General features: G+C 71.5%; 26 protein-coding genes and 1 other RNA gene. 20 read left to right on the top strand and 7 right to left on the bottom strand.

Annotated elements, in window-relative coordinates:
- Window positions 1-62 precede the first annotated feature (62 nt).
- Window positions 63-2,843, top strand: a complete 2,781-nt coding sequence (locus tag ACYU8V_RS18215) for a helix-turn-helix transcriptional regulator (RefSeq protein ID WP_460849334.1) — start codon at window positions 63-65, stop codon at window positions 2,841-2,843.
- A gap of 39 nt (window positions 2,844-2,882) precedes the next feature.
- Here ACYU8V_RS18215 and ACYU8V_RS18210 read toward each other — a convergent pair whose 3' ends face one another.
- Window positions 2,883-3,485 carry a hypothetical protein gene (locus ACYU8V_RS18210; RefSeq protein WP_460849332.1) on the bottom strand — a complete coding sequence of 201 codons (603 nt, stop codon included), beginning with the start codon at window positions 3,483-3,485 and terminating at the stop codon, window positions 2,883-2,885.
- Between the two features lie 101 nt (window positions 3,486-3,586).
- Here ACYU8V_RS18210 and ACYU8V_RS18205 point away from each other — a divergent pair, with 101 nt between their 5' ends.
- The 10 genes from ACYU8V_RS18205 (at window position 3,587) to ssrA (ending at window position 11,522) form a co-directional block, all read left to right on the top strand.
- A complete protein-coding gene (locus tag ACYU8V_RS18205; protein WP_460849331.1) occupies window positions 3,587-3,985 on the top strand; it encodes a TOBE domain-containing protein in 399 nt (132 codons plus the stop codon).
- Window positions 3,982-4,734, top strand: coding sequence for a molybdate ABC transporter substrate-binding protein (modA, locus tag ACYU8V_RS18200; RefSeq protein ID WP_460849330.1), 753 nt, complete (start codon window positions 3,982-3,984; stop codon window positions 4,732-4,734). The genes ACYU8V_RS18205 and modA overlap by 4 nt, the downstream gene beginning before the upstream one ends.
- The gene (locus ACYU8V_RS18195) at window positions 4,712-5,521 is read left to right on the top strand and encodes an ABC transporter permease (RefSeq protein WP_460849329.1); all 810 of its coding nucleotides are present in this window, start codon (window positions 4,712-4,714) and stop codon (window positions 5,519-5,521) included. Before modA ends, ACYU8V_RS18195 begins: the two co-directional genes overlap by 23 nt.
- Window positions 5,518-6,573 carry an ATP-binding cassette domain-containing protein gene (locus ACYU8V_RS18190; protein ID WP_460849328.1) on the top strand — a complete coding sequence of 352 codons (1,056 nt, stop codon included), beginning with the start codon at window positions 5,518-5,520 and terminating at the stop codon, window positions 6,571-6,573. Before ACYU8V_RS18195 ends, ACYU8V_RS18190 begins: the two co-directional genes overlap by 4 nt.
- An 84-nt stretch (window positions 6,574-6,657) precedes the next feature.
- Complete coding sequence (gene ftsE, locus ACYU8V_RS18185; RefSeq protein WP_460849327.1) at window positions 6,658-7,347, top strand: cell division ATP-binding protein FtsE; 690 nt, start codon at window positions 6,658-6,660, stop codon at window positions 7,345-7,347.
- 31 nt (window positions 7,348-7,378) lie between these two features.
- Window positions 7,379-8,323 carry a permease-like cell division protein FtsX gene (ftsX, locus tag ACYU8V_RS18180; protein WP_460849326.1) on the top strand — a complete coding sequence of 315 codons (945 nt, stop codon included), beginning with the start codon at window positions 7,379-7,381 and terminating at the stop codon, window positions 8,321-8,323.
- 57 nt (window positions 8,324-8,380) lie between these two features.
- Window positions 8,381-9,682 (top strand): M23 family metallopeptidase, encoded by a 1,302-nt coding sequence (locus ACYU8V_RS18175; RefSeq protein WP_460849325.1) that lies wholly within the window; start codon window positions 8,381-8,383, stop codon window positions 9,680-9,682.
- A gap of 42 nt (window positions 9,683-9,724) precedes the next feature.
- On the top strand, window positions 9,725-10,225 hold the full coding sequence (smpB, locus tag ACYU8V_RS18170) for an SsrA-binding protein SmpB (RefSeq protein ID WP_460849322.1): 501 nt from the start codon (window positions 9,725-9,727) through the stop codon (window positions 10,223-10,225).
- On the top strand, window positions 10,218-11,093 hold the full coding sequence (locus ACYU8V_RS18165; RefSeq protein ID WP_460849321.1) for an amidohydrolase family protein: 876 nt from the start codon (window positions 10,218-10,220) through the stop codon (window positions 11,091-11,093). Before smpB ends, ACYU8V_RS18165 begins: the two co-directional genes overlap by 8 nt.
- Window positions 11,094-11,150: 57 nt before the next feature.
- Window positions 11,151-11,522: a transfer-messenger RNA gene (gene ssrA, locus ACYU8V_RS18160) on the top strand.
- Window positions 11,523-11,640: 118 nt separating this feature from the next.
- Here ssrA and ACYU8V_RS18155 read toward each other — a convergent pair.
- From ACYU8V_RS18155 to ACYU8V_RS18145, 3 genes are all read right to left on the bottom strand, one after another.
- The gene (locus tag ACYU8V_RS18155; protein WP_460849319.1) at window positions 11,641-12,222 is read right to left on the bottom strand and encodes a hypothetical protein; all 582 of its coding nucleotides are present in this window, start codon (window positions 12,220-12,222) and stop codon (window positions 11,641-11,643) included.
- Window positions 12,223-12,242: 20 nt separating this feature from the next.
- A complete protein-coding gene (locus tag ACYU8V_RS18150) occupies window positions 12,243-14,171 on the bottom strand; it encodes a putative toxin (protein WP_460849317.1) in 1,929 nt (642 codons plus the stop codon).
- Between the two features lie 143 nt (window positions 14,172-14,314).
- A complete protein-coding gene (locus ACYU8V_RS18145) occupies window positions 14,315-15,091 on the bottom strand; it encodes a thioesterase family protein (RefSeq protein WP_460849316.1) in 777 nt (258 codons plus the stop codon).
- A gap of 73 nt (window positions 15,092-15,164) precedes the next feature.
- On the opposite strand from ACYU8V_RS18145, the gene ACYU8V_RS18140 reads away from it, so the two are divergent.
- A complete protein-coding gene (locus ACYU8V_RS18140; protein WP_460849314.1) occupies window positions 15,165-15,590 on the top strand; it encodes a hypothetical protein in 426 nt (141 codons plus the stop codon).
- Window positions 15,591-15,650: 60 nt separating this feature from the next.
- Here the strand turns inward: ACYU8V_RS18140 and ACYU8V_RS18135 are convergent, their stop codons facing one another.
- Window positions 15,651-16,928, bottom strand: a complete 1,278-nt coding sequence (locus ACYU8V_RS18135; protein ID WP_460849313.1) for an FAD-binding oxidoreductase — start codon at window positions 16,926-16,928, stop codon at window positions 15,651-15,653.
- Window positions 16,929-17,036: 108 nt separating this feature from the next.
- Here ACYU8V_RS18135 and ACYU8V_RS18130 point away from each other — a divergent pair, with 108 nt between their 5' ends.
- Window positions 17,037-18,140 (top strand): helix-turn-helix transcriptional regulator, encoded by a 1,104-nt coding sequence (locus ACYU8V_RS18130; RefSeq protein ID WP_460849312.1) that lies wholly within the window; start codon window positions 17,037-17,039, stop codon window positions 18,138-18,140.
- A gap of 25 nt (window positions 18,141-18,165) precedes the next feature.
- On the opposite strand, the gene ACYU8V_RS18125 is transcribed toward ACYU8V_RS18130, so the two are convergent.
- Entirely contained in the window at window positions 18,166-18,318 is a 153-nt protein-coding gene (locus ACYU8V_RS18125; RefSeq protein ID WP_460849311.1) for a hypothetical protein, read from the bottom strand.
- Window positions 18,319-18,367: 49 nt separating this feature from the next.
- Between ACYU8V_RS18125 and ACYU8V_RS18120 the strand changes: the two genes are divergently transcribed.
- From ACYU8V_RS18120 to ACYU8V_RS18110, 3 genes are all read left to right on the top strand, one after another.
- Entirely contained in the window at window positions 18,368-18,781 is a 414-nt protein-coding gene (locus tag ACYU8V_RS18120) for an HIT family protein (RefSeq protein ID WP_460849310.1), read from the top strand.
- 39 nt (window positions 18,782-18,820) lie between these two features.
- Window positions 18,821-19,591 carry an SDR family NAD(P)-dependent oxidoreductase gene (locus ACYU8V_RS18115; RefSeq protein WP_460849309.1) on the top strand — a complete coding sequence of 257 codons (771 nt, stop codon included), beginning with the start codon at window positions 18,821-18,823 and terminating at the stop codon, window positions 19,589-19,591.
- 114 nt (window positions 19,592-19,705) lie between these two features.
- Window positions 19,706-20,725, top strand: coding sequence for a DUF3048 domain-containing protein (locus tag ACYU8V_RS18110; protein WP_460849308.1), 1,020 nt, complete (start codon window positions 19,706-19,708; stop codon window positions 20,723-20,725).
- Window positions 20,726-20,754: 29 nt separating this feature from the next.
- Here the strand turns inward: ACYU8V_RS18110 and ACYU8V_RS18105 are convergent, their stop codons facing one another.
- A complete protein-coding gene (locus tag ACYU8V_RS18105) occupies window positions 20,755-21,492 on the bottom strand; it encodes a TetR/AcrR family transcriptional regulator (protein ID WP_460849307.1) in 738 nt (245 codons plus the stop codon).
- Between the two features lie 277 nt (window positions 21,493-21,769).
- Here ACYU8V_RS18105 and ACYU8V_RS18100 point away from each other — a divergent pair, with 277 nt between their 5' ends.
- From ACYU8V_RS18100 to ACYU8V_RS18085, 4 genes are read left to right on the top strand one after another with little or no spacing between them, the layout of a single operon-like run.
- The gene (locus ACYU8V_RS18100; RefSeq protein WP_460849306.1) at window positions 21,770-22,222 is read left to right on the top strand and encodes a hypothetical protein; all 453 of its coding nucleotides are present in this window, start codon (window positions 21,770-21,772) and stop codon (window positions 22,220-22,222) included.
- A 51-nt stretch (window positions 22,223-22,273) separates the two neighbouring features.
- Window positions 22,274-22,840 (top strand): YqgE/AlgH family protein, encoded by a 567-nt coding sequence (locus ACYU8V_RS18095; RefSeq protein WP_460849305.1) that lies wholly within the window; start codon window positions 22,274-22,276, stop codon window positions 22,838-22,840.
- Window positions 22,841-22,870: 30 nt separating this feature from the next.
- Window positions 22,871-23,155 (top strand): DUF3039 domain-containing protein, encoded by a 285-nt coding sequence (locus tag ACYU8V_RS18090; RefSeq protein WP_460849819.1) that lies wholly within the window; start codon window positions 22,871-22,873, stop codon window positions 23,153-23,155.
- Entirely contained in the window at window positions 23,152-24,951 is a 1,800-nt protein-coding gene (locus ACYU8V_RS18085) for a DEAD/DEAH box helicase (protein WP_460849304.1), read from the top strand. The genes ACYU8V_RS18090 and ACYU8V_RS18085 overlap by 4 nt, the downstream gene beginning before the upstream one ends.
- Window positions 24,952-24,958: the final 7 nt, after the last annotated feature.

Raw genomic sequence — 24,958 nt, 5'->3', positions numbered from 1 at the left:
TCGGTCCAGCGTCGTCGCCGGAATCGCTGCGGGCGGGAGGGTGGGCGCCCTACCTTTTCGAGGTGGACCTCCTCGAGCGCGGCACGGCGATCGACGACCTCCTCGCCCTCGGTTCGGCCGCCGGCGAAGGCCGCGGCGCGGCGGCATGCGTGGTCGCGCTCGCGGGGATGGGCAAGTCATCGGTCCTCGACGTCGCCCGGAACCGGCTCGCGCGGCAGGGCCTGCGGGTGCTCGCCGCTCGCGCGAGCGAGCTGGAGCAGCCCCTGCCGTACGCCGTCATCCGATCGCTCCTCGATTCCGCGCTGGCCGACCCGGCACAGCGCGCGGCGGTGCTCACCGATGCCGCCGCGCCGGTGGCGACCCTGCTCGACGGCGGTACGCCGACCGGAGGGCTGCAGCACGCGACGTACTGGACACTCGCCAACCTCGCCCGCGAGGCGCCGCTGGCGCTGCTCGTCGACGACGCCCACTGGTCCGACGACGCGTCCCTCGAGGCCCTGGCGTACGTCGCGCGCCGGCTCGCCGACCTCCCCGTGCTGATCGTCGTGGCGGCTCGTCCGCGCTCGCAGGCGCGGTGGCCCTCCGGGCTCGCCGGTCTGCACGCGGTCGCGAGCGAGGTCGCGCTGGCTCCGCTCTCCGCGGAGGGGGTCGGCGAGCTCGTCGCCGCCAGGGTCGGCTGGCCGGCCGAGGGGCTCGCCGCCGCCTGCCACCGGGCGACCGGCGGAGTGCCGTTCTACGTCGACCAGCTTCTCAGCGAGATCCTCCGCCGAGGACCGGATCTCCTCCACGCCCACCTCGCCGTCGCGGACGCCGCACCGGACGACCTCGTGCGCAGCGTGCTGGCGCGGCTCGCCGCCGTCGGTGAGCAGGCCACGACCGTCGCCCGCGCGGTGGCGGTGCTCGGTGACGGTACGCGACTCGATCACGTCGCGCGGCTGGCCGGCGTCGACCTCGACGTCGTCGCCGCGACGGCGGACGCGCTGGCGACCGCGGCCGTGCTCCGCGGCGACGGCACGGGCCTCGGCTTCGCCCACCCGATCCTGCGGTCGGCCGTGCTGGGCGACCTGGGCCGTCACGAGCGGTCGCGGTGGCACGATCGTGCGGCCCGGGTGCTTGCTGAGGCGGGGGCGACGCAGGCCCTGGTCGCGACCCAGCTCGTCCACACCGAGCCGACCGGCGACCCGTGGATCTGTGGGGTGCTGCTGGGAGCCGGACGCGACGCGATGGCTGCGGGGAGCCCGGGCGCTGCGATCGACCTGCTGCGTCGCGGCCTCGCGGAGCCACCTCCGCCGGAGCTCCTGGACGAGCACCTGTTCGCCCTCGGGATCGCCGAGGCCACGCTGGGCGACATCGCCGCGCTCGACCACCTGAACGCGAGCCTCGCGGGCGCCGACGACGCGCTGGTCCGCGCGGACCGGGCACTCGCCATGGCCGAGCTCGCCCGCAAGGCCGGGCTCGCCCCGATCGGCATCGCCGCACTGGACGCTGCCCTGATGCTCCTCCCGGCCGACTCGGCGAAGGCCACCCTCGCCGCGATGGAGCGCCACTGGATCGCGCGCACCACCGTCCCGACCGTCGCCGGGTCGCGGGCCGATCGTCCGGTGCTCGACCGCGGCTTCGCCCATCCCGATCCGGACGTACGCCGTCGAGCGGCCGTCTACCTCGCGCTGGAGGCCACGCTGGACGGCACCGCCGAGGACGTCGATCGGTATCTGACCGAGGCGCTCGCCCCACCCGGGCTGGTGGCTGCCGTCGACCTCGACGCGGGTGTGCTGCCCGCCGCGCTCTACACGTTGACGACGGTCGAGCGGCACGAGGATTTCGAGCGACTGAGCGGCGAGATGCTCGCCGAGGCGGGCCGGACCGGCAACGGGGTCGGCTACGCCCTCGCCACCGTCTACCGCGGGACCGAGCTGCTGCGGCTCGGCCGACTCGCCGACGCCGAGCTCGAGGTCGTGGCGGCGATGGACTGGGCCACCGAGGCCGGCTGGCCCAAGGGCTCACCGGAGCTGGTCGCCGTCCACGTGCAGTGCCTCCTCCTGCGCGGAGACCTCGACGCTGCCGAGCGGGCGCTGGAGGAGTCGCCGTTCCCGCTGGAGCCGGCCGAGACGGCGCCGATCGCCCTGCTGGTGGACGCGCGCGGACAGGCGGCGCTCGCACGGGGAGACCTCCACGCGGCACTGGCCGACTTCCGCAGTGCCGGTTCCTGTCTCGACGCGCTCGGGCTCGTGAACCCGGGCTACCTCGCCTGGCGCTCCCACGTCGCCGAGGTCCTCCGGCTCACGGGCGACGTGCCCGGCGCGCTCGCGGCCGCCGAGGAGGAGCTCGCGCTCGCGCGCCGGCTGTCCGGTCCGGCGGCCCGGTCCGGCGCGCTCCGCCAGCTCGCCGCAGCTCTCGACCGTCCCCGCGCGCTCGCCATCCTGGAGGAGGCGGCGGCCACGGTGGCGGGGAGCCCCGCCGTCCTCGAGCGCGCTCGGGTCGCGGCAGCGATCGGCGGCGTCCTCCGCCGCAGCGGTCAGGCGGCCGCCGCGGTCGAACGGCTCAAGGACGCCCTGGACCTCGCCACCCGGTGCGGCGCGACCGTCCTGGCGGACGAGGTGCACGCGGAGCTGCTCGCTGCCGGCGCACGGCCGCGTCGTGTCCACCTGACCGGTCCGGACTCCCTGACCGCCGCCGAGCGCAGGGTCGTCCGCCTCGCTGCCGGCGGCCTCACGAACACGGTCATCGCGCAGACGCTGTTCGTCTCCCGCAAGACCGTCGAGAAGCACCTCGCCAACGCCTACGCCAAGCTGGGGGTCTGCTCCCGCAAGGAGCTCGCCGGGATCGAGCTCGATCCGTCCTGAGGTCGGGTTGCCGAGTGCGGTCCGCCGCCCGGCACAGGATCAGGCGTGCGCGGCCTGTGCCACCGCCGCACACCAGCGGTCCGTGCGGTCGGCGAGGTCCGCGGTCCCGGAGCCCGCCAGGCTGCACGACAGCCAGGCGTCGCCGAACAGGCCGCGGAACGTCACCGTGGTCACCTTCGTCCCGCACCGCGTGGCGACCGACGGCTGCCCGAACTCCGGTGCGCCCTGCACCACCCGGCAGTCGCGGGTGTGCCGCGCCACCAGCAGCTTGGCCCTGGCGCCGCCGATCGGGGGAGCGAACACCCACGCCCGCGCCTCGGCCCCGCCCCCGCGGAACACGCATCCGTACTCGTGCAGCAGGTCGGTCCCGCCGCCCGGCACCGCGCGCCGGTCGCCGTCGCCGTAGCTGTCGGCGTACGTCGCCGCGCGTCCCAGCGCGGCGGTGACCGCGGCGGCGGGGAGCCGGTCGCAGAACGCGCCGCGCGCGATCGTCATCGTGGTGGTGTCGAGGTCGCCCAGCGCCTTCGAGGTGTACGCCGGCGGCGGAGCCACCACGTGGCCGCCGGTCATCGCGACGCCGACCCCGACCGGCAGGGCCGTGAAGACCACCGCGAGGAGCAGCGCACGGACAGCGGTCGACACGGCGGCCAGAGTACGCAGCGGCCGGTCGGGTCGTCTCCGCCCGGTCCTCTGAAACCGCAAATGCGGAGACAACTGGTCAAAGACGACGCAGATGCGGAAGGATGCAGCGCGTGAGCGTCTACCGCGTGTCCGAGGCCGCCGAGCTGCTCGGCGTCAGCGACGACACCGTGCGCCGCTGGATCGACGGCGGCAGGCTGACGTCGAGCACCGAGTCGGGCCGCACCGTCGTACCCGGGGAGGCGCTGGCGGAGCTGGCCGTCGAGCTGTCCGCGGCGCCCGATCCCCAGCGCGCCCGCGCCGTGAGCGCCCGCAACCGGCTCCTGGGCCTGGTCACGAAGGTCACCAAGGACCACGTGATGGCCCAGGTCGAGCTCATCTGCGGTCCGTACCGGATCGTCTCGCTGATGAGCACCGAGGCCGCCGAGGAGCTGGGTCTCGTGCCCGGCGTCACGGCGGTCGCATCCATCAAGTCAACCAACGTCGTCGTGGAGCGCCCGTGAACCAGAAGTTGACCGTCCTGGCCGCGATGAGCGCCGCCCTGCTGATCCCGCTGGCCGCCTGCGGCAGCAAGGACTCGGGCACGACCATCACCGTCTTCGCCGCCTCGTCGCTGACCAGCACGTTCACCGAGCTCGGCACGGAGTTCGAGGCGGCCCACCCGGGCGTGCACGTCACCTTCAACTTCGGTGGCTCCTCGGACCTGGTCTCCGCGATCCAGGGTGGCGCGGGCGCCGACGTCTTCGCGTCGGCCGACACGACGAACATGGACGCGCTGAGCCAGGACGGCACGGCCACCGACCCCAAGGACTTCGCCACCAACGTGCTGGAGATCGCGACCCCGCCGGGCAACCCGGCCCACATCACCGGCTTCGCCGACCTTGGCAAGGCCGGCGTCAAGGTGGTCGTCTGCGCCGACGGCGTTCCGTGCGGCACCGCGGCGGCGACCATGGAGCAGAAGACCGGCGTCACGATCCACCCGGTCAGCGAGGAGCAGTCGGTGACCGACGTGCTCGGCAAGGTCGAGTCCGGCGACGCCGACGCCGGCCTGGTCTACGTGACGGACGTGACCGCGGCCGGTGACAAGGTGACCGGCGTACCGTTCCCGCAGTCGAAGCAGGTCGTGAACACCTATCCGATCGCCGTTCTCAAGGACTCCTCGCAAGCCGCGACCGCCCAGGAGTTCGTCGACTTCGTGCTGGGCGCGCAGGGTCAGAAGGTGCTGAAGGATGCCGGCTTCGGCCAGCCGTGATCGGGGGCCGGCGTCCCTGGGCCTGCCACGCTGGCTCTGGCCGCCGGCCCTTCTCGGGGCGCTCTTCGTCCTGCTGCCGCTGTTCGCGGTCGCCGAGCGCGTCGACTGGGCCCACTTCGGCTCGCTGATCACCTCGGACAGCTCGCTGCAGGCGCTGTGGCTGAGCCTGCGGACAGCGACCGCCAGCACCCTGCTCTGCGTGATCCTCGGGGTGCCGATGGCGACGGTCCTGGCACGCACCAGCTTCCGCGGACAGGGGATCGTGCGCTCGCTGGTCCTGCTGCCGCTGGTGCTGCCGCCCGTGGTCAGCGGACTCGCCCTGCTCTACACCTTCGGGCGGCACGGCCTCCTCGGCCATCAGCTGGACCTGCTCGGCATCCAGGTCACCTTCACCACCACCGCCGTGGTGATGGCCCAGACCTTCGTCGCGCTGCCCTTCCTGGTGATCAGCCTGGAGGGCGCGCTGCGCACCGCCGGACGGAGGTACGACGTCGTGGCGTCCACCCTCGGCGCCCGGCCGACCACGGTCTTCCGCCGGGTGACGCTGCCGCTGGTGCTGCCCGGCCTGCTGTCCGGGACCGTGCTCGCGTTCGCGCGCTGCCTGGGGGAGTTCGGCGCGACCATCACCTTCGCGGGCAGCCTGCCCGGCACGACCGCGACGATGCCGATCGAGATCTACCTGCAGCGCGTGACCGACCCGGACGCCGCGCTCGCCCTGGCGCTGGTGCTCGTGGTCGTCGCGGTCGTGGTGATCGGCCTGGCCCGGCAGAACCGGAGCGCCCTGTGAGTGGGTTGGAGGCACGGGCGGTCGTCGCCTCCCGCGGTGTCGACCTCGCCCTCGACGTGGCGGCGGGGGAGACGGTCGCCGTCGTCGGGCCCAATGGTGCCGGCAAGTCCACCCTGCTCGCCGTGCTCGCCGGCCTGCTGCGCCCCGATGAGGGTCACGTGGTCCTCGGCGGCCGCACCCTCGACGGACTCCCGCCGCACGACCGCGGCGTCGCGCTCCTCGCGCAGGACCCCCTGCTCTTCCCGCACCTCACCGTCCTGGAGAACGTCGCCTTCGCCCCCCGCGCCCGAGGTGTACGCCGGTCCGCGGCCCACGCCGCCGCGCGGGCCCAGCTCGAGCGGCTCGGCATCGAGGAGCTGGCCGACCGCCGCCCGCACCAGGTCTCGGGCGGCCAGGCCCAGCGCGCCGCGATCGCCCGCGCCCTGGCGGCCGAGCCCGAGCTGCTGCTGCTGGACGAGCCGCTGGCCGCCCTCGACGTCGACGTGGCGCCCGCGCTGCGCCAGCTGCTCCGCGAGGTGCTCGCCGGACGCACGGTCGTGCTGGTCACCCACGACCTGCTCGACGCGCTGCTGCTGGCCGACCGGGTCGTGGTCGTCGACGGCGGACGGGTCGTGGAGGAGGGGCCGACGACCCAGGTCCTCGCGACGCCGCGCTCGGGCTTCGCCGCGCGCCTGGCCGGGCTCAACCTGGTCCGCGGCACCTGGGACGGAACCGCGGTCACCACCGCCGACGGCCTGCGGATCGTGGGGCTGGCCGAGCAGGCCGTCCCGGACGGCGTCGACGCGGTCGCGCTGTTCCGACCGTCGGCGGTGGCGATCCACGCCGGCCCACCGGGCGGTGACGAGGGAAGCCCGCGCAACCGGATCGAGGCGCGGGTGCGCGACCTCGAGCCGGCGGGCGACCGGGTCAGGGTCCGCACCGAGCCGCGGACGCCCGGTCCGGTGCTGACCGCCGACGTCACGCCGGCGGCGGTCGCCGAGCTCGGGCTGGCCCCGGGCGAGGTGGTCACGCTGACCGTGAAGGCCACCGAGGTGGCGGTCCATCGCACCTGAGTCGCACGTGACCCGCCCCACGACCGCGCATTCCCCGCCGCGGCAACGTGGCAGCAGGGCTCGGGTCGCGTAACGTCGTACAGCGTGATTCGCTTCGAGAAGGTCACCAAGAAATATCCGGGCCCCGGCCGGCCGGCGCTCGACGGGGTGACGATCGACATCGACAAGGGCGAGTTCGTCTACCTGGTCGGTGCCTCCGGGTCCGGCAAGTCGACCGCGCTGCGCCTGGTGCTGCGCGAGCTGCGCCCGACCGAGGGTCGCGTCTACGTCGCCGGCAAGGAGATCAACCGGATGGCCGGCTGGAAGGTGCCGCGGCTGCGCCGCCAGATCGGCGCGGTCTTCCAGGACTTCCGGCTGCTCCAGAACAAGACCGTCGCCGAGAACGTCGCGTTCGCGATGCAGGTGACCGGTCGCTCCCGCAGGACCATCGACCGCACCGTGCCCGAGACCCTCGAGCTGGTGGGCCTCGCCGGCACCGCCGACCGGATGCCCGACGAGCTCTCCGGTGGTGAGCAGCAGCGCGTCGCGATCGCCCGGGCCTACGTCAACAAGCCGATGATCCTGATCGCCGACGAGCCGACCGGGAACCTCGACCCGACCACCTCGGTCGGCATCATGAACCTGCTCGAGGACATCAACGCCGCCGGCACCACGGTGGTGATGGCGACCCACGACCACGGCATCGTCGACCAGTTCACCAAGCGCGTCGTCGAGCTCGACAACGGCCTGGTCGTCCGCGACGAGGCGTCCGGTAGCTACGGCTTCCAGCACTGAGCCCGGCACTGACGGAAGAGACTTCAGACACATGACGCTCCGCTATGTCTTCACCGAGCTGCGCTCGGGACTGCGCCGCAACCTGACCATGCACCTCGCGGTGATCCTGACGATCTTCGTCTCGCTCACGCTCGCCGGCTGCGGCATCCTGCTGCAGCGCGAGGCCCGGCTGACCAACGAGACCCTGGGCAAGGACCTGACGGTCAACATCTACCTGTGCACCGACAACGACAAGCTGCGGGCCGACCGGCCCAACTGCCAGGGCGGCGAGGTCAACCCGGCGCAGGAGCAGCAGATCCGGCAGGCGCTGGGCAAGTGCCCCGATGACGTGTCCGCGGTGGAGTTCATCAGCAAGCAGAAGGGCTACGACTACGCCCGGCAGACGATGGACCCCTCGGAGTTCACCGGCCCGGACCCGCTGATCACCGTCGCCAAGTGGCCCGCGGAGTTCCGCGCGACCCTGACCAGCGCCGTGGGCAGCGCGTGCCCGGTGAGCGCGGTCAACGGCCTGGACGGCGTGCAGCGCGTGGTCGACCAGAGCGAGACGCTGGGCCAGATCGAGCGGATCATCAAGGTGCTGCGCGTCGGCTCCTGGGTCGCTGCCGTCGTACTGCTCCTCGCGGCGCTGCTCGAGGTCGCCAACACGATCCGGCTGGCCGCGCTGGCGCGCCGGCGCGAGCTCGAGATCATGCGCCTCGTCGGCGCCTCGACGCTCTACATCACCCTCCCGTTCCTCCTCGAGGCCGTGGTGACCGCGCTCGTCGGCAGCGCCCTGGCCACCGGCGCACTGGCCGCGATCGAGAAGTGGGGGGTGCAGCAGGGCCTCGCCGACAACCTGCGCTTCCTGCCGTGGATCGGCTGGCGCGACTGGGTGCAGGTGATCATCGGGACCTGGCCGCCGGGCATCCTGTGGCTCGGCCTGGTGCTGACGATCGTCCCGACACTCCTGCTGACCCGCAAATACATCAAGGTCTGATCCGGCGCCGATACAGTCCGAGGTGTTCACTTCCCCGAACACCGATTGGTTCAGATCGTGCGCCTCTTCCCCGGCGCCCGGCGACAGACCGTCGTCGGCGCGCGCTCGCACCGCAGCGTCGCTCTCGCGACCACCCTGGTCCTGGCGGCCGCCGTCGCCGGACCCGTGGCGTACGCCGAGGGGCACCACGACGGGACCGGCCACCTGCACCACCAGCAGCACCAGGTGCACGGCCAGATCAAGCAGGTGGCGGGCGACCTCGACGACGTCAGCTCCCAGGTCCTGCGGATCACCACCCGGCTGCGGGTCGCGCAGGGGCGCCTGACGGTCGCCCGCACGACCCTGGCGCGGACCCGGCGGCAGCTCACGTCGGCGCGGGTGGTCGAGCAGCGGCTCCAGGGCCAGCTGCGCACCGCCCAGCAGCGCCTCGAGGGCGCCATCGCCGCGGTGACCGTCGCGCGCAACCAGGTCGTCGTCCAGCGGGCGATCACCGCCGGCTCGGTGATCGACTACGCCACCGAGCACAACCCCAGCCTCGCCGCGGTCGACTCCTACCTGAGCGCCGGGTCGCTCCAGGACCTCAACTCCGGTGCCACCGCCCAGGACATCGTGGTCGGCGACGAGCAGATCCAGCTCCAGGCGCTGCAGACCAAGCAGGCCGACCTCCAGCAGCGCCGGGTCCAGGTGCAGACCACCCGCAACCAGGTCCGCGCCCACCGCGCGTCGGCGCAGCGGACCGTGGTGCGGATCCGCGGGCTCGTGCGCAGCGCGGCCGCCACGCAGCAGCGTGTGAGGAAGCTGGTCGTCACCACCCGCAACGCCCGCGCCGCCGCTGTACGCGCCAAGCGTGCCGACCTCGCGAAGCTCCGCAAGCTGCACCGCGAGGAGGCCGCGATCAAGAGGAAGATCCTGGCGGCCACCTCCGGCGACGCGAACCACCACGTCGGCACCACGCACGGGATGTTCCTGTCGCCCGTGGCCAACACCTACATCACCTCGCCGTACGGCTGGCGGATGCACCCGATCTACCACTACTGGGGCCTCCACGACGGCGACGACCTGCACGCCCCCTGCGGCACGCCCGAGGTCGCGGTCGGCCGCGGCAAGGTGATCGAGCAGTACTACTCCGACGTGTGGGGCAACCGCCTCTACCTCGACCTGGGTCGCATCAACGGCCACGGGTACGTCGCCATCTACAACCACATCTCGGCCTACCGCTCCCACGTCGGCGAGCAGGTCTCCCGCGGCGAGACCCTCGCCCTGGCCGGTACGACGGGCTGGTCGACCGCCTGCCACCTGCACTTCACGCTGATGCGGGACGGCGCGACGGTCGACCCGGCGCCGTACATCGGGTTCTAGCCGCGGCGATAACCGCTGGACCGTCCTGAGAGGATGGTCCTCATGTCCAAGAAGTCCGGTCAGTCCGACATCGCCGAGGGGCGCAAGGTCGTCGCGTCCAACAAGAAGGCGCGCCACGACTACCTGATCGAGGACACCTACGAGGCCGGGATGGTGCTGACCGGCACCGAGGTGAAGTCGCTGCGCCTGGGTCGCGCGTCGCTGGTCGACGGCTTCGTCGACATCGACGGGGGCGAGGCGTGGCTGCACAACGTGCACATCCCCGAGTACGCCCAGGGCACCTGGACCAACCACGCCGCCAAGCGCAAGCGCAAGCTGCTGCTCAACCGCGTCGAGATCGACAAGATCGACCGCAAGGTGAGCGAGAAGGGCGCGACCGTCGTCCCGCTCTCGATCTACTTCGTCAAGGGCCGCGCGAAGGTCGAGATCGCCGTCGCCAAGGGCAAGAAGACCTGGGACAAGCGCCAGTCGATCGCCACCCGCGAGGCCGACCGCGAGAAGCAGACCGAGCTGGGGCGCCGGCTCAAGGGCATGCGTGACTGAGGCTGACGCGGTACGCCGCTTCTGGGGCGACCTCGGCCTCCCGGGCCTGCTCGACCTGCACGTCCACTTCCTGCCGCCACCGATCGAGCGCGCGGTCTGGCGCGAGTTCGACCAGGGCGGCGAGCTGATCGGCCGCTCGTGGCCGATCACCTACCGGCACAGCCAGGAGGAGCGGCTCGAGCTGCTCCGCGGCTTCGGCGTACGCCGCTTCCCGACGCTGCCCTACGCCCACAAGCCGGGTGCGGCGGAGTTCCTCAACGGCTGGTCGCGCGACTTCGCAGCCGAGGTGCCCGAGGCGCTGTGGACGGGCACGTTCTTCCCCGAGGAGGGCGTGACGGCGTACGTCGCCGACCTGCTCGACGCGGGGGTGCGGATGTTCAAGGTCCACTCGCAGGTGGGGTCCTTCCATGTCGACGACCCGCTGCTCGACGCGGCGTGGGGCCTGATCGCCGAGGCCGGCGTGCCGGTGGTCGCCCATGTCGGCTCCGGCCCGGTCGGCACCCCCTACACGGGGCCTGCCGCCACGGCCCGGCTCCTGCGCCGCCACCCGGGACTGCGCCTGGTCATCGCCCACCTCGGCATGCCCGAGGCCGCCGACTTCATCGCGCTCGCCGAGACGCACGACCACGTCCACCTCGACACCTCGATGGCCCTGGCGCCGTTCTTCGGAACGTTCCCCGCCGACCTGGTCCCGCGGCTCGGCGGCCTCCAGGACCGCATCGTCTACGGCTCGGACTTCCCGACGCTCCCGTTCCGGTACGCCGATCAGCTCGGCTGGCTCGCCGACCTCGGCCTCGGCGACGACTGGCTGCGCGACGTGTGCTGGCACAACGCCGCGGCCCTGTTGGGAATCCCGGCTGCGGCATGAGCGTTGTGCCCCGTAGACTGGAGCTTCCGGCTCCGGTCGGAGGTTGACAACTCAAGAGGGGCTGATCGGTTTCGACTTGGGACGTTAGTTCCAGGGGAAGCGGGTCGAGGAGCCAGCGTTATCTCGTAAACGATCGCTGGAAAACAATAACTGCCAACGCTAAGCGCAGTTCCTTCGCTCTCGCCGCCTGAGCGGTGATCGAAGCGTCAGTCAGGGCATCTGTCTCCGTCCCTGAATCTGGCGTCGCCTAGGAGACTTGCTGATCCACTGCTGTCAGGGCGGTGGCTCGGGACTCAAACCTGACTGAGTCTGTCGGTGATGTGTCTGTGCAAGCACCGGGACTGAGAAGACGACCATCCACAGACTGCACCCGGAGAAGACCTGGATCGACGCTCGAGGACCGGGGTTCGATTCCCCGCAGCTCCACCAGCCCTTTGAGATGACTAGGGTGCGTTCCCCCTGCACCAGGTGCAGGGGGAACGCACCCTAGTGTCGTCTTGGGAGGTCGGCGGCGGATGGCACATTCTGCCGGGGCACTCAGACCTCGTTATGCCTTGAGCCTGGGATTCCGCAGAAGGGCGGTAGCCTCCCGTCCGACGATGGGATCCTTCCGAAGGGCCTGTACGACCTTTCTCCCTCGCTGCCCACCGTGCGCCAAGAGCGGTCGGACGAAGTACACCCGCGAGTCCCCTCGCGTTTCGAGTGACACGAAGCCGATGAGGTCGTCGACCTGCATCGGGGTCGCGCACGCTGCCAGAGCCGCGGCAACACCTTCCTCCTCGCCCGCATCCCTCGGTCGGAGCCAGCACGCCTTCAGCCGATCCCAGTAGGCGACCGCAGGCTTCACCGCCAGAGCACGTCCGAGCCCCTCCATGACGCGCTCCGGATACCCTCCGCGTTCGAGGTGTTCGATCAGGACCGGCAAAGCCTCAGGATACGGCTCGGAGGTGCCGACGAGATCCCAAATCGACCTCACCCTGACACCGTGCGCCTGGAGTGCCGCCACGATCGGCGACTCAGCTTCGCGAAGCGATCGGCCGTCTTCTTCCCGCCGCGCATCGTCTTCGGCGCTTCTCCGCTGGAAGTCGGGATCCGATTGAAGTTGGGCCATGAGTTCGGTGGCGCTCATGGGTGCTCGCTTCTTCGATGTCACGGTATATACCTCAATCGAATTCGTCCGGCCCTGATCGCATCCTGAAGAGCGCCTGACAAGAGCGTTGGGTTCGGATCACCGCGGACGAACAGCTGGACCTGCAGGCCCTTTTGTTCAGCGTAGGCGACGTAGTCCCGCAGTTGTTGCGTGTATCCCTGGTAGCGGACGTTCTTGATCTCCGTGGCGACCTTGGCCGTCAGCCCATCGAAGATCCGGGTACGTCCATCGATCACCACGGTGGCTTTGCGGCCGATTGAGAATGCCCCTTGCACCGCCTTCTCGGCGGCCCAACCGCATCGCTGCGCGGCGGGGCCGCCACCCAAGCACTTCTCAGCCGCATGCTCGGCGACGTTCATGGCCGGCCGCCACAGCTTGACGATCGGAGCAACCACCGTCTCGGCTCTGGCCGCCACAATGATTGCCGCCGCGGTGCTTTGTGCGGCCACGGTGCCTGCTTTGGCCAACTTGACGATCTTGCCGAAGGCCAGTCCGGGAACGGCGGCGGCCAAGGCGAGCCCGGCGTTCGCGTAGTCGCCCTCGACGGCGTACCAAGTCGCGTTCGTCGCTGCAGCGCCGACTCCGATAAGTCCGAACGGCGGTGGCACGAAGGTTGCCAACGAGAGGATGTCGAGTATCTGATGGCCCCAGTGCTGCGCGACGTGTGCTACCCAGCGCCATGCGGTCTCGGCTGCGTGCTTGGTGGCGTGCCACACCTTCGACAGGATCGAACCGTCAGCCAGTTGCTGGACGGCTTGCGCCATGTCTTGCAGAACCACGGAGTCGGCCAAGGGGCCGTCCCCGTCGTAGGTGAACTGGCGGCGGACGTCGCCGCCCGTTGCGTCGATGGCGGAGGACAGCGCGGTGAGGGCGGCGGTCATGCCCACGCTGCCGTCCCCGGTGCCACCGGGAAACACGTGCTCGAAGAACAGGTAGTTGCTGAACTTGCCGATGGCGTGACTGGTGCCGGCCGCGTCCTGGACGGTCTCGGTACCGGGCTGGAAGTCGGTGAACGCCCAGGCGCTGGCGTCCGGGTTCGCGGTCAGGGCGGCGGTGAGGGCCAGGATGCCGTCGCTCAGGTGGGCCCCGCTCGGCGCAGGCGCGTACTTGGCGTCCGTCAGCGTGGGGCCGGGCCAGGCACCGTCCTTCGCGGAGTGGTCGAAGTCCCAGTAGGCCTGGGTGATCGTCTTGAGGAAGTCGGTCGACCAGTAGCCGCGCGAGAGCAGGAGCAGCAGGTTGTCCTTGTCGGCCTGGTCCTGGTCCGCCCGCTGCCGCGCTGCGTCATCCGCATCGGGCGCAACAGCCCCGTACAGGGCCTCCGGAGAGGTCGTGGCCGACGCGAAGTCGGTCGCCCAGGACGCCGGGAGTGCCCACCGTCCGGTGCCGTGCGTCGCCAGGGCCAGCACACCCGCGAGGTCGACGAGCGTGATCTCGTAGGCCTGAGGGTCGATGCCTTGCTTCAGCGGGGTGTCGCCCCCGGCGTCGACGACGGTCGACAGCGCGTCACCGAGCTGCCGTGGAGTCGCCTGCGATGCGAAGTAGTAGGCGAAGGCGGGTTCGCCCCGGCGAGCAGCGAGGTCGTCGTCGAGCCCGGCGAGATCGCCTGCTCGCAGCGCGTTGAGTGCTGCGGCTGCGTCCGACTTCGCGGCATTCGTGTGTCCCTGGCCGATGAGACCCGGGTGGGTCGCGACCACGGCCACGATTGCGAGGACGGCGACGACAGCGACTGCGGTCAGGCGCAGCCACAGCCTGCTGGCGCGCTCACGTCGGAAGATGAGCTCGTTGCGGAGCCTGCCCTCCAGGACCTTGTGGAGCTCCCACCCCTTGTCCTGCCACTCACGCTGTACGTCGTCCTGCCGGCTCGGTCTGGTCCGCACGAACTTGTGGCGGTACTTGATCGTCCGTTCACGTGGGGAGTGGGATCTCACGTCGTTCTTCCTCCGAGGGGGCACCGAGCGCGGTTGACGCTACTTCGGCGCAACGCGTGCCGGGGGCGAATCGCGATCTTCAGCCCGCACCTTCGCGGCACGCCCCGACACAATGCCGGGACGACGCCATCCCGCCCGAGCGGTCAGGGGCGCACAGTCAGCGTCTGCGCGGTCGTCCCCAGCACACCCGCCGCGTCGTGTACGACGCTGCTGGTGATCCCCAGCCCACCCGGCCCGAACGACACCGTGGTGTCCAGGCCGAGCCATCCGTCGGCAGAGGGCGCGGGGGAGCGCAGCAGGTGCGCGGTGAGGTCGAGGTTCGGGAAGCCGACCGAGCGCGGATCCACCCGCGGCGAGACGCCGTTGGTGATGTCGAGCAGCCCCGCGACGGCAGCGGTCCGGCTGACCGGCTCACCCTCCACGAGGGCGTGCGGCGTGCGGGCCCAGACGACCGAGCGTCCCGGCGCGAGCAGCGTCCGGCGTACCTCCAGGGAGGCGATGAACCCGCCCGGCCAGATCGAGGTCATGTCCCACGCGGGCGTGTCCTCCGGCCCCGGCACGGACGGCAGCTTGGTGCCGGCGACCGCACCCGTGTCCCGTCCCGCGATCAGCCAGGCGTGCAGCACCAGGAACGGCCGGCCGTCGTGGCACCCCTCGGCACGCACCAGCTCGATGGTGCGCCCCGGCCGCGTCACGGCGACCGACACGGTCACCTGCTCCAGAGGCACCGGTCCGAGGATGTCGTACGACGCCCGGCTGATCGCCGGCGCGTCCGGACGCCGCGCGTCGCGGTCGAGCTCGACGCAGTGCGCCAGCAGGCCCATCGCCGGAGCGATGTGCTGCTCGGCGGCGTTCCAGGCGCCGCCGACGTGCTCGGTCGGCGCGAAGCCGGACTCCCCGGTCCTCCTCCAGTAGGCCACCGTCAGATCCTGGCAGCGCACCGCGGGGGTGCCCACCCTCCGATGGGGTGCGCGGGTGCCGATAATAGGAGCTGTGGATACCTGGAATGCCGTGGCAGTGGCGCTCACGTTCGTCTGGCTCGGGATGGTGCTGGGCCTCTCGTTCCTCGAGGCCCCGCTGAAGTTCCGCGTCCCCGGAGTGACGCTCGCGGTCGGCCTGAGCATCGGCCGCGCCGTCTTCCGCGCGCTCAACCGGATCGAGCTGCTGCTCGCCGTCGCCATCGCCGGCTGCCTGCTGGCCGGCACCCCGCCGGTCGGCGCCGCCGTCGGACTCGGCCTCGCCGTCGTGGGCCTGCTGTTCCAGCTGGTCGTGGTCCGCCCGGTGCTGGCGCGGCGGTCCGACAAGGTCCTGGCCGGGGCCGAGGACGACCCGCGCTCCCACTCCCACCTCTGGTACGTCGTCACCGAGGTGCTCAAGGCCGTCGCGCTGGCCGCCGGCGGGGCCCTCCTGCTGAGCTGAGGAGCCGGTGATGGTGCGGCCCCACAGCCCGCACCATCACCGGTCGTGCGGTGCGGGCTGTCAGAGCGGCAGCCCGTGGGAGAACATGCCGTCCGGGTCGACCGCCCGCTTGGTCGCGGCCAGGCGCTCCCAGGTCGTCTCGTCGAAGGCCTGCCGGGCCAGCGCCACGCGCTCCTCGGCCTCGACGAAGTTCAGGTACGCCGCCAGCGGCGGCGTCTGCCCGGCGACTGCTGTCGTCATCGTCGCGAACAGCTCGCGGGCGGCGTGCTCGGCCTCCGGCACCGGGGTGATCGCCACCGCCTCGAGGCTGAACTCGGCACCCCGCGCCGCGTAGCTGACCGACGCGTTCGGCGTCGAGATCGCCCCGCCGGCGTGCCGCAGTTCGTACGTCGTCCGGTCGGCCTCGCGCAGCCAGCGCCCGGTCACGGCCGCCGGGACGCGGTCGAGCGGGTCGTTGGAGATGTGCGCCATCTCGGCGAACGGCAGGGGGCCGAACATGTCCATCGCCGGTGCGCGCCAGCGCCGCCACAGGTCGACAAGGGCCTCGGCCTCCGCGGGGTCGCCGCAGTGGCATCCGCGCACGATGGCGAACCGCTGCCCGCACAGGGGCGGCGGGATCATCTCCAGGGGTGGGAATGCGGTGATGTTGAAGGCGCTGGTCATGTCCTCGCCGACGGTCCGGGTCCAGTCGAGGAAGAAGTCGAAGACCTCGGCCGCGGCCTCGATCGGGTAGAGCAGGTTGCCGGCGCAGACCTGGCCCACGGGGAGGAGCTCGGTCTCCAGCTCCACCACGACGCCGAGGCTGCCCGTACCGCCACCGAGCAGGGCCCAGTACAGGTCCGGGTTCTGGTCGGGGGAGGCCTCGACGACCGTCGCGTCGGCCAGGACGACCGTCATCCGGCGTACCCGGTCCACGCCGAGCCCGTGGCGTCGCCCGAGCCAGCCGAAGCCGCCGCCCAGGGAGTAGCCGACGGCCCCGACGTGCGGCGCGGAGCCGAGCAGCGGAGCCAGCCCGTGCTCCTGCGCGGCCGCGAGCACGGGGCCCCACTGGGTCCCCCCGCCGACCGTCGCCGCACGGCGGTCCGGATCGATCGTGAAGTCGTCCATCCCGCTCACGTCGAGGAGCAGCGAGCTCGCGTCCGCGGCGACGGCCATGCCGTGGCCGGTGGCCTGGACGGTGACGCTCCAGCCCTTCTCCCGAGCGAGGCGGACGGCCTCGATCACGTCGGAGACCGAGCGGGCGGGGACCACCGCGGCGGGGCGGTGGTCGAAGCAGAGGTTCCACGCCGAGCGAGCGGCGTCGAAGCCCTCGTCGGACGGCAGCAGCAGGTTCGTCATGCTGCGAGCGTCGTCGCCGGCGGCGCACGGCGGAATGCCCTGACGCGGGTGTCCGACCCCTCAATTGGGGGATGGCAGGCGTACGCCGATGAGCCTAGATTCAGGCTCGTGACGGTGGCCGACCTCGCGACGGCCCGCGACCGCCTGCTCGCCGCGGCGGACGCGGATCTCGACCGCGTCCTGAACGCCTCGCTCGCGGCCCTGCACGACGTCTGCCGGTTCCGGTGGGCGGCGCTGATGGCGGTCGATCCGAACACCATCCTGCCCGTCTCGGGCATCGTCGAGGGCTTCGAGCCCCAGGCCTGCGGCCCGTTCTGGGACCTCGAGCTCGTGTCGCCCGGATACAACAAGTTCGCCGACCTCGCCCGCCGCACCGACCCGGTCGCCACGCTGTGGGACGCCACCGACGGTGACCTGCAGCGCTCGCCGGCGTACGTGGAGCTCTATCAGCTGATCGGCGCCGGCGACGAGCTGCGGGCGGTGTTCGTGCTGGGCGCCAGCTGCTGGGGCATCGTGAGCCTGCTGCGGGAGGCGGACGACGGCCCGTTCACCGAGGCGGAGATGTGCCAGGTGCGCCAGCTGTGCCGGTTCATCGCCCGTGGCCTCCGGCACGCGGTCACGCGCACGGACTCCTGCATCGCGGCGGGGTCGGCCATGGTCATCGTCGACCGGGACAACCTGATCGTCCACGCGACGGTGAGCGCCCGCTCCCTGCTCGAGGATCTGCGCGGGGTCCAGCACGTGCGGACCCTCGACTCGGGAACCTTCGCCGGCGTCGGCACGTCCTCGGAGGTGCCGGGCACCCTGCTCGGCCTGGTCACGCGTGCGCGGTCGAACCCGAGCGGCACCCACCTCAGCACCCGGATGCGAGCGCTGTCGGGCAGCTGGATGCGGATCACGGCCGCGCGCACCGACTCGGGCGACGGTCACGTGGCCCTCGTCGTCGAGCCGGCCCGCGTCACCGACCTGGTGCCGATGGTGCTCGAGGGCTACGCGCTGACCGAGCGCGAGGCCGACATCGTGGGCCACCTGGCCCGGGGCCTGTCCAGCAGGGACATCGCCGCGGAGCTGTGCCTGTCGGCGCACACCGTCCGCGACCACGTGAAGTCGATCCTGCACAAGTGCGGCGCCTCGAGCCGGGGCGAGCTCGTCGCGCAGCTGTTCGCCGAGCACATCCGGCCGAGCTTCGAGGGTGCGGTGCGCCGGGTCTGAGCCCGGTGCGTCACTCCTCAGGTGATCAGTGCGTCTGGCCCCAGATGAAGCCGAAGACGCCGGCACCCACGCCGAGGATGATGATCAGCCACAGCGACACCAGGGCCAGCGTGTGCATGAGGTGCTGGTAGTGGTTGTCGGAGAAACCACCGAACTGCTCGCCGTCGGCGTTGGACATCTGTGCTCCTTGGACGTCGTACGTACAGGGAGAACCGTACCGTGAGCGGGTGCCCGACTGCGTGTTCTGCTCCATCATCGCCGGAGACGTGCCCGCCGAGATCGTCCTCGACGAGCCCGACCTCATCGCCTTCCTCGACCAGCGCCCGGTGTTCAAGGGTCACGTCCTGCTGGTGCCCCGCGCCCACCACGCGACGCTGCCGGACCTGCCGGCCGCCCTGCGCGACCCGTTCCTCGCGGCGGGGCAGCGGCTCGCCCGCGCGGTGGTCGACGGCCTGGGCGCCCAGGGCAGCTTCGTCGCGATCAACAACGTGGTCAGCCAGTCGGTGCCGCACCTGCACCTGCACGTCGTACCGCGGACCAAGGGCGACGGCCTGCGCGGCTTCTTCTGGCCGCGCACCAAGTACGCCGGCGGGGAGGCCTCCGAGTACGCCGCCCGTCTGCGGTCCGCCCTGTCCGCGTAGGCTGCGCGGCGGACTTGTACCGAGCTGAGAGGTAGGCAGATGGGTCGTTTCGACGGGCGAGTAGCCGTCATCACCGGAGCAGCGCGCGGGATCGGCTTCGGCACCGCCACCAGGTTCGCCGCGGAGGGCGCCTCGATCGCCATCGTCGACCTGGACGAGAGCGCGGCCGCCGAGGCCGCCGCGAAGCTGGAGCTGGCCGACGGCGCGAAGGCCATCGGCGTGGGTGCCGACGTGTCCGACAAGGCGTCGGTCGACGCCGCGATCGAGCGCATCGTCGCCGAGCTCGGCGGGATCCACATCCTGGTGAACAACGCCGGCATCACCCGCGACAACCTGCTGTTCAAGATGACCGAGGTCGACTGGGACCTCGTCATGGGCGTGCACCTCAAGGGCGCGTTCCTGATGACCCAGGCCGCGCAGAAGCACTTCGTCGAGCAGAAGTACGGCAAGGTCGTGAACATCTCGAGCACCTCCGCGCTCGGCAACCGCGGCCAGGCCAACTACTCGGCCGCCAAGATGGGCATCCAGGGCTTCACCCGGACCCTCGGCATCGAGCTCGGCCCGTTCGGCATCAACGTCAACGCGGTCGCACCCGGCTTCATCGCGACCGAGATGACCGACGCCACGGCCGCCCGCCTGAAGATGGACGTCGACGAGTTCCGCCGGCTCAACGCCGACGCCAACCCGGTCAAGCGGGTCGGCGAGCCCGGCGACATCGCGGCCGCCGTGGCCTTCCTGGCCAGCGACGAGGCGTCGTACATCACCGGCCAGACGCTGTACGTCGACGGCGGAATCTCCCTCGGAGTCTGATTCACATCACGTTGAGTTGAGCCGACACGCCCGCGCAACCTGCGCGGGCGTTGTCGCGCGCCCGCCCACACTGAATTGCCAGCACCCTTCCCCACATCTCGATCGGAGCCCTTCGTGCACAACCGTCACCGTCTCGCCGTCCCCGCCGCCCTCGCGGCGCTGAGCCTCGCGCTCACCGCCTGCGGCTCGAAGACCGCGGACACCACGGCCCCCGACACGGCCGGTACGACGGCGGCGACCCCTGCCCCGGCCACCGACCCCCTGACCGGTCTTCCGATGAGCGACCCGGCGCAGACCCACCCGGTCTACATCGTCAAGGTCGACAACACCGAGGCCAGCGACCCGCAGATCGGCCTGGGCAGCGCGGACCTGGTCACCGAGGAGCTCGTCGAGGGCGGCCTGTGCCGGCTCGCGACCTTCTTCTACGACAAGCTGCCCGAGAAGGTCGGCCCGGTGCGCTCGATGCGGCTCACCGACATCGGCATCGCCAAGCCGGTCGGCGCCACGATCATCACCTCGGGTGCCGCGCCCCTGACGCTGCGCGGTCTGCACAAGGCCGGAATCACCTTCCTGGACATGAACAACCCGAACGTCGTACGGGTCAGCGACGGCCAGCACGACAGCCTGCACAGCGTGATGGCGAACGTCGCCAAGATCGCCTCCGAGGCCAAGCAGGACGCGGCCCGCCCGAACGACTACCTGCCCTTCGGCGACCAGGCCCTGCCCTCGGGCAAGAAGGCGACCTCGATCGTGTCGCGCGTGGGCGGCTCGTGCACCGACCGCTGGTCCTACGAGGGCGGCCACTACGTCCTGACCAACGGCTTCATGGCCAAGGGCGACGAGTTCAACCCCGACACGGTCATCACCGCGACGGTGAAGACGTCGACCGCCCACTACCGCGACCCGGCGGGCAACCCGGTCCCGATCTCGCACTTCGAGGGCTCCGGCGACGCGATGATCTTCCACGGCGGCGAGATGGTGAAGGCCACCTGGGAGAAGGCCGACACCGGCTCCGCGGTGACCTTCAAGGACGCGCAGGGCAACGTGCTGCAGATCCCGGCCGGCCACACCTGGCTGGAGCTGGTCCCCGGCAAGGGCACCTTCTCCTCCGGCTCGGTGACCTTCACCAAGTAGCGGAGTACGACGACAGGACCGCGGAGGGCTCAGCCCTCCGCGGTCTCGTCGTTCCCGGGGTCGGCGAGGGCGTCCTCGCTGGTCGGCAGCGCGATGCCGGCGTCGGCCAGCATCCGCAGGCCGGTGAGCAGGAAGCCCAGGGCCGTCTCGACGCGCGCCGCCGCGGATGCGGAGTCGTCGGCGGTCGCCACGGACTCCCCGGCCGAGGACATGGCGCCGAAGAAGATCCGCGCGAAGGTCTGCAGCATGTCGTCGTCGAGCTCCCACGAGCCGGCGTCCAGGGTCGCGCGCACGATGTCGACGACGTTGGCGAAGGTGGAGCGCTCCTCCTGCTCGCGGAAGCGCTCGTAGCCTAGGACGGCGGGGCCCTCCTGGATCACGATCCGCCGGTAGCGCGGCTCGCGGACGACCTCGAGGAACGCCGTCACCCCGGCGCCGGCCTTCTTCCACGGGTCGCGGGAGCGGCGCAGCGCGCGCTGGATGTGCTTGGCGGCGTCGATCTCCACCCGCTCGAAGACCGCCTCGAAGAGCGCCTGCTTGCCGGAGAAGTGGTGGTAGAGCGCACCCTTGGTCACTCGCGCGGCGGCGACGACGGCGTCCAGGCTGGTGCCGGCGTACCCCTTGTCGGTGAAGAGCGCCTCGGCCACATCGATGAGGGCCCGCTTGGTGGAGGCGGAGTACGACGCCCGCCGGGTCGCGCCGGCGACGACGTCGGTCACGTTGGGGACGAGCTTGGACACCGATGCCTTCGAGACCGCCTTCGCCACCGGCTCAGCATAGGCCGCACGATGTGACGCCCATCGCGTGCTCGGGATCACCACGCCGGAGCCTTCGGCATACCCCGGGTATGGCCCATACTCGAAGTACGTACCGACGGTATGTCAGATGCCGGCAGTATCGGCCCACCAAGGGTCCGACCGCGCCTGACCACCCCGTGACGAAGAAGGAGTGCTGACCATGACCTGGAAGGCGTTTCACAACCGGGGCGAGGTTCTTCGCACCGTGATCGCCACTGCCGCGGCCCGACGGGACGGAATCCTCCCGATGGACGTGCCTGGTGTCGCCGAGAAGTTCACCGGCGAGCTCGACCTCCTGTCCGCTCTGCAGCTGAAGTGGCACACCCGCCTCGCCGGCCACGTGGAGCGACAGCTGATGACCCAGCCGCTGGACATCCAGACGGCCGTCATGCTCGGCTGGAAGGCGACCGCGGACGAGCTCCCCGGCGTCCGGCTGATCCTGGACCACTACACCGCCCACCCGGTGGACGAGACGATGGCCACGGCCGTCGGCAAGGCCGCCGCCAAGGAGCACCAGTACCTCGCCGTGATGGCGGGCCGTGCCAACCACATCGACGAGAGCGCCGAGCCGATCGGCGCCGCCATCGAGGCCGCTGCGCGCGACCTCCACAACGGCGTCACCGCGGTGATCCTGCCGCAGGAGGAGGTCGAGGAGCGGGGCAGCCTGTTCGAGCGGCTCCGCGCGGTCATCGCCGCCTGACCCACCACCAGCTCGACGCACTCGGCCCCGGGGCTGGGAGATGATGGACCGGTGACCACCGGAACGGATCCCGCCCCGGGGCTGCTGCTCGTGGCGAGCCCCGAGCTCCTCGATCCCCACTTCGCCGACACCGTGGTGCTGCTGCTCGACGTCAACGACGACGGTGCCCTCGGGGTCGTCCTCAACCGCCCCAGCCAGGTGCCCGTCGAGCAGGTCCTCGAGGCCTGGGGCGACGTGGTCGAGCCGCCCGAGGTCGTCTTCCAGGGCGGTCCGGTGGGCAACGACGGCGCCCTCGCGGTCGCGCTCGCCGTCGGCGGCGGCGAGGACGGCGCCGGGTTCCGCCCGGTCGACGGCCGGATCGGCCTGCTGGACCTGGACACCCCGACCGAGCTCGTGACCGGCACCATCGACCGGCTCCGCATCTTCGTGGGGTACGCCGGATGGGGTGCCGGCCAGCTCCAGGGCGAGATCGCACGCGGCGACTGGTACGTCGTGCCGGCGTCGTACGACGACGTCTTCGGCCCCGACCCGACCGCCCTCAACCGCCGGGTGCTGCGCCGCCAGCCGGGCGATCTCGCCCTGCACGCCACGCGCCCTGCCGATCCCGACATGAACTGACGGACCACCTAGACTGACCCGGTGACCACGATCGGATTCGGCTCCACGGACACCGACACCCTGATCAGGGAGCGGACGGTCCCCACCGATGACGGTGATCACGACCGGTTCTCCCACTACGTGGAGAAGGACAAGCTGACCGAGGCGATGGTCATGGGGACGCCGGTGGTGGCCCTGTGCGGCAAGGTGTGGGTGCCGAGTCGCGCGCCGGAGAAGTTCCCGGTCTGCCCGGAGTGCAAGGACATCTGGGAGGGCATCCCCCACGACGGGGACGACGACGGCACGGGTGACGGCAAGGGCGGTTCCGGCGAGTGACGGGCGGGCAGAGCCCCGCCCCTCGCGCAGCCGCCAACCTCGGACCGGCCTGGCCCGAGCGTGCCGCCTGGGGGACGGCCGGATCGTTGCGCGCCTGGCAGCAGGCGGCGCTGGAGGACTACCTGGCCCGCACGCCGCGTGACTTCCTCGCGGTCGCGACGCCGGGCGCCGGCAAGACCACGTTCGCGCTGACGGTCGCGGCCGAGCTGCTCGGCCGCCGCGTGATCGACCGGCTCATCATCGTGGCGCCGACCGAGCACCTGAAGGTGCAGTGGGCGGCCGCCGCGGCGAAGGCCGGCATCCCGATCGATCCGACGTACTCCGCCGGCAGCGGCAAGATCTCCACCGACTACGTCGGCATCGCGGTCACGTACGCCGGCGTGGGGGTCAACCCGCTCGCGCTGCGCGTGCGCACCGAGCGGTTCAAGACGCTGGTCATCCTCGACGAGATCCACCACGCGGGCGACTCGATGAGCTGGGGCGAGGGCGTGCGCGAGGCGTTCGAGCCGGCGGCGAAGCGCCTGGCCCTCACCGGTACGCCGTTCCGCTCCGACATCAACCCGATCCCGTTCGTGACCTACGCGCCCGGTGAGGACGGCGTGCCGACCTCGGTCGCCGACTACACCTACGGCTACGCCGAGGCGCTGCGCGACCACGTGGTGCGACCGGTGCTGTTCCTGGCCTACTCCGGGCAGATGGCGTGGCGCACCAGCGCCGGCGACGAGGTCGCCGCGTCGCTGGGGGAGCCGCTGACCAAGGACATGACCTCGCAGGCGCTGCGCACGGCGCTGGACCCGACCGGCTCCTGGATGCCGTCGGTCCTCGCCGCCGCCGACAAGCGCCTCTCGGAGGTACGCCGCCACGTCCCCGACGCCGGTGGCCTGGTCATCGCCTCCGACCAGGACTCGGCGCGCGCCTACGCGAAGATCATCAAGCAGATCTCGGGGGAGTCGCCGACGGTCGTGCTGTCCGACGAGAAGGCGGCCTCGAAGAAGATCAGCGAGTTCAGCGACGGCGACGCGCGCTGGATGGTCGCGGTCCGGATGGTGTCCGAGGGCGTCGACGTACCCCGTCTCGCGGTGGGTGTCTGGGCGACCACGACCTCGACCCCGCTGTTCTTCGCCCAGGCCGTCGGCCGCTTCGTGCGGGCCCGGACGCGCGGTGAGATCGCGAGCGTCTTCCTGCCGTCGGTGCCGAACCTGCTGTCCTTCGCCGGCGAGCTCGAGCGGCAGCGCGACCACGTCCTGGGTCGCAAGAAGAGCGACGACCCGACCGACATCTTCGGCGCCGAGGAGGACCTGATGGCGCGGGCGCAGGCCGGCGAGGGAGCCTCGGCCGACCTGGAGGCGCTGCCGTTCGAGGCGCTCGGGTCCGAGGCCCGCTTCGACCACGCCCTGTACGACGGCGCGCAGTTCGGCCACGAGGGGGAGGTCCACGTCGGCAGCGACGAGGAGATGGACTTCCTCGGCATCCCGGGCCTGCTCGAGCCCGACCAGATGAAGCAGCTGCTGCGGCAGCGGCAGGACGACCGGCGCAGGACGCGGGCCGCCCAGCCCGACGCCCGGCCGGCCGACTCCGTCGCCGAGGTCACGACGCACGAGCACCTCGCGGTGATGCGCCGCGAGCTCAACGGCCTGGTCGCGTCCTGGAACCACCGCACCGGCCAGCCTCACGCGATCACCCACGCCGCGCTGCGCAAGGAGTGCGGCGGCCCGGCCGCGGCCATCGCCAATGCCGAGCAGCTGCAGAAGCGCATCGACCGGATCCGGGAGTGGTCGGTCCGCAAGACCTCCTGACCCCGAG

Source organism: Nocardioides ultimimeridianus (assembly GCF_054777895.1).
Note: the sequence above shows the minus strand (reverse complement) of the source record. Positions and strands in the feature narration are given on the sequence as shown.

Coding starts and splice junctions, on each gene's coding strand:
- ACYU8V_RS18205 (WP_460849331.1), top strand. CDS start 3,587: ATGCAGCGCGTGAGCGTCTACCGCGTGTCCGAGGCCGCCGAGCTGCTC.
- ACYU8V_RS18195 (WP_460849329.1), top strand. CDS start 4,712: ATGCCGGCTTCGGCCAGCCGTGATCGGGGGCCGGCGTCCCTGGGCCTG.
- ftsX (WP_460849326.1), top strand. CDS start 7,379: ATGACGCTCCGCTATGTCTTCACCGAGCTGCGCTCGGGACTGCGCCGC.
- smpB (WP_460849322.1), top strand. CDS start 9,725: ATGTCCAAGAAGTCCGGTCAGTCCGACATCGCCGAGGGGCGCAAGGTC.
- ACYU8V_RS18155 (WP_460849319.1), bottom strand. CDS start 12,222: ATGAGCGCCACCGAACTCATGGCCCAACTTCAATCGGATCCCGACTTC.
- ACYU8V_RS18135 (WP_460849313.1), bottom strand. CDS start 16,928: ATGACGAACCTGCTGCTGCCGTCCGACGAGGGCTTCGACGCCGCTCGC.
- ACYU8V_RS18125 (WP_460849311.1), bottom strand. CDS start 18,318: ATGTCCAACGCCGACGGCGAGCAGTTCGGTGGTTTCTCCGACAACCAC.
- ACYU8V_RS18115 (WP_460849309.1), top strand. CDS start 18,821: ATGGGTCGTTTCGACGGGCGAGTAGCCGTCATCACCGGAGCAGCGCGC.
- ACYU8V_RS18100 (WP_460849306.1), top strand. CDS start 21,770: ATGGACGTGCCTGGTGTCGCCGAGAAGTTCACCGGCGAGCTCGACCTC.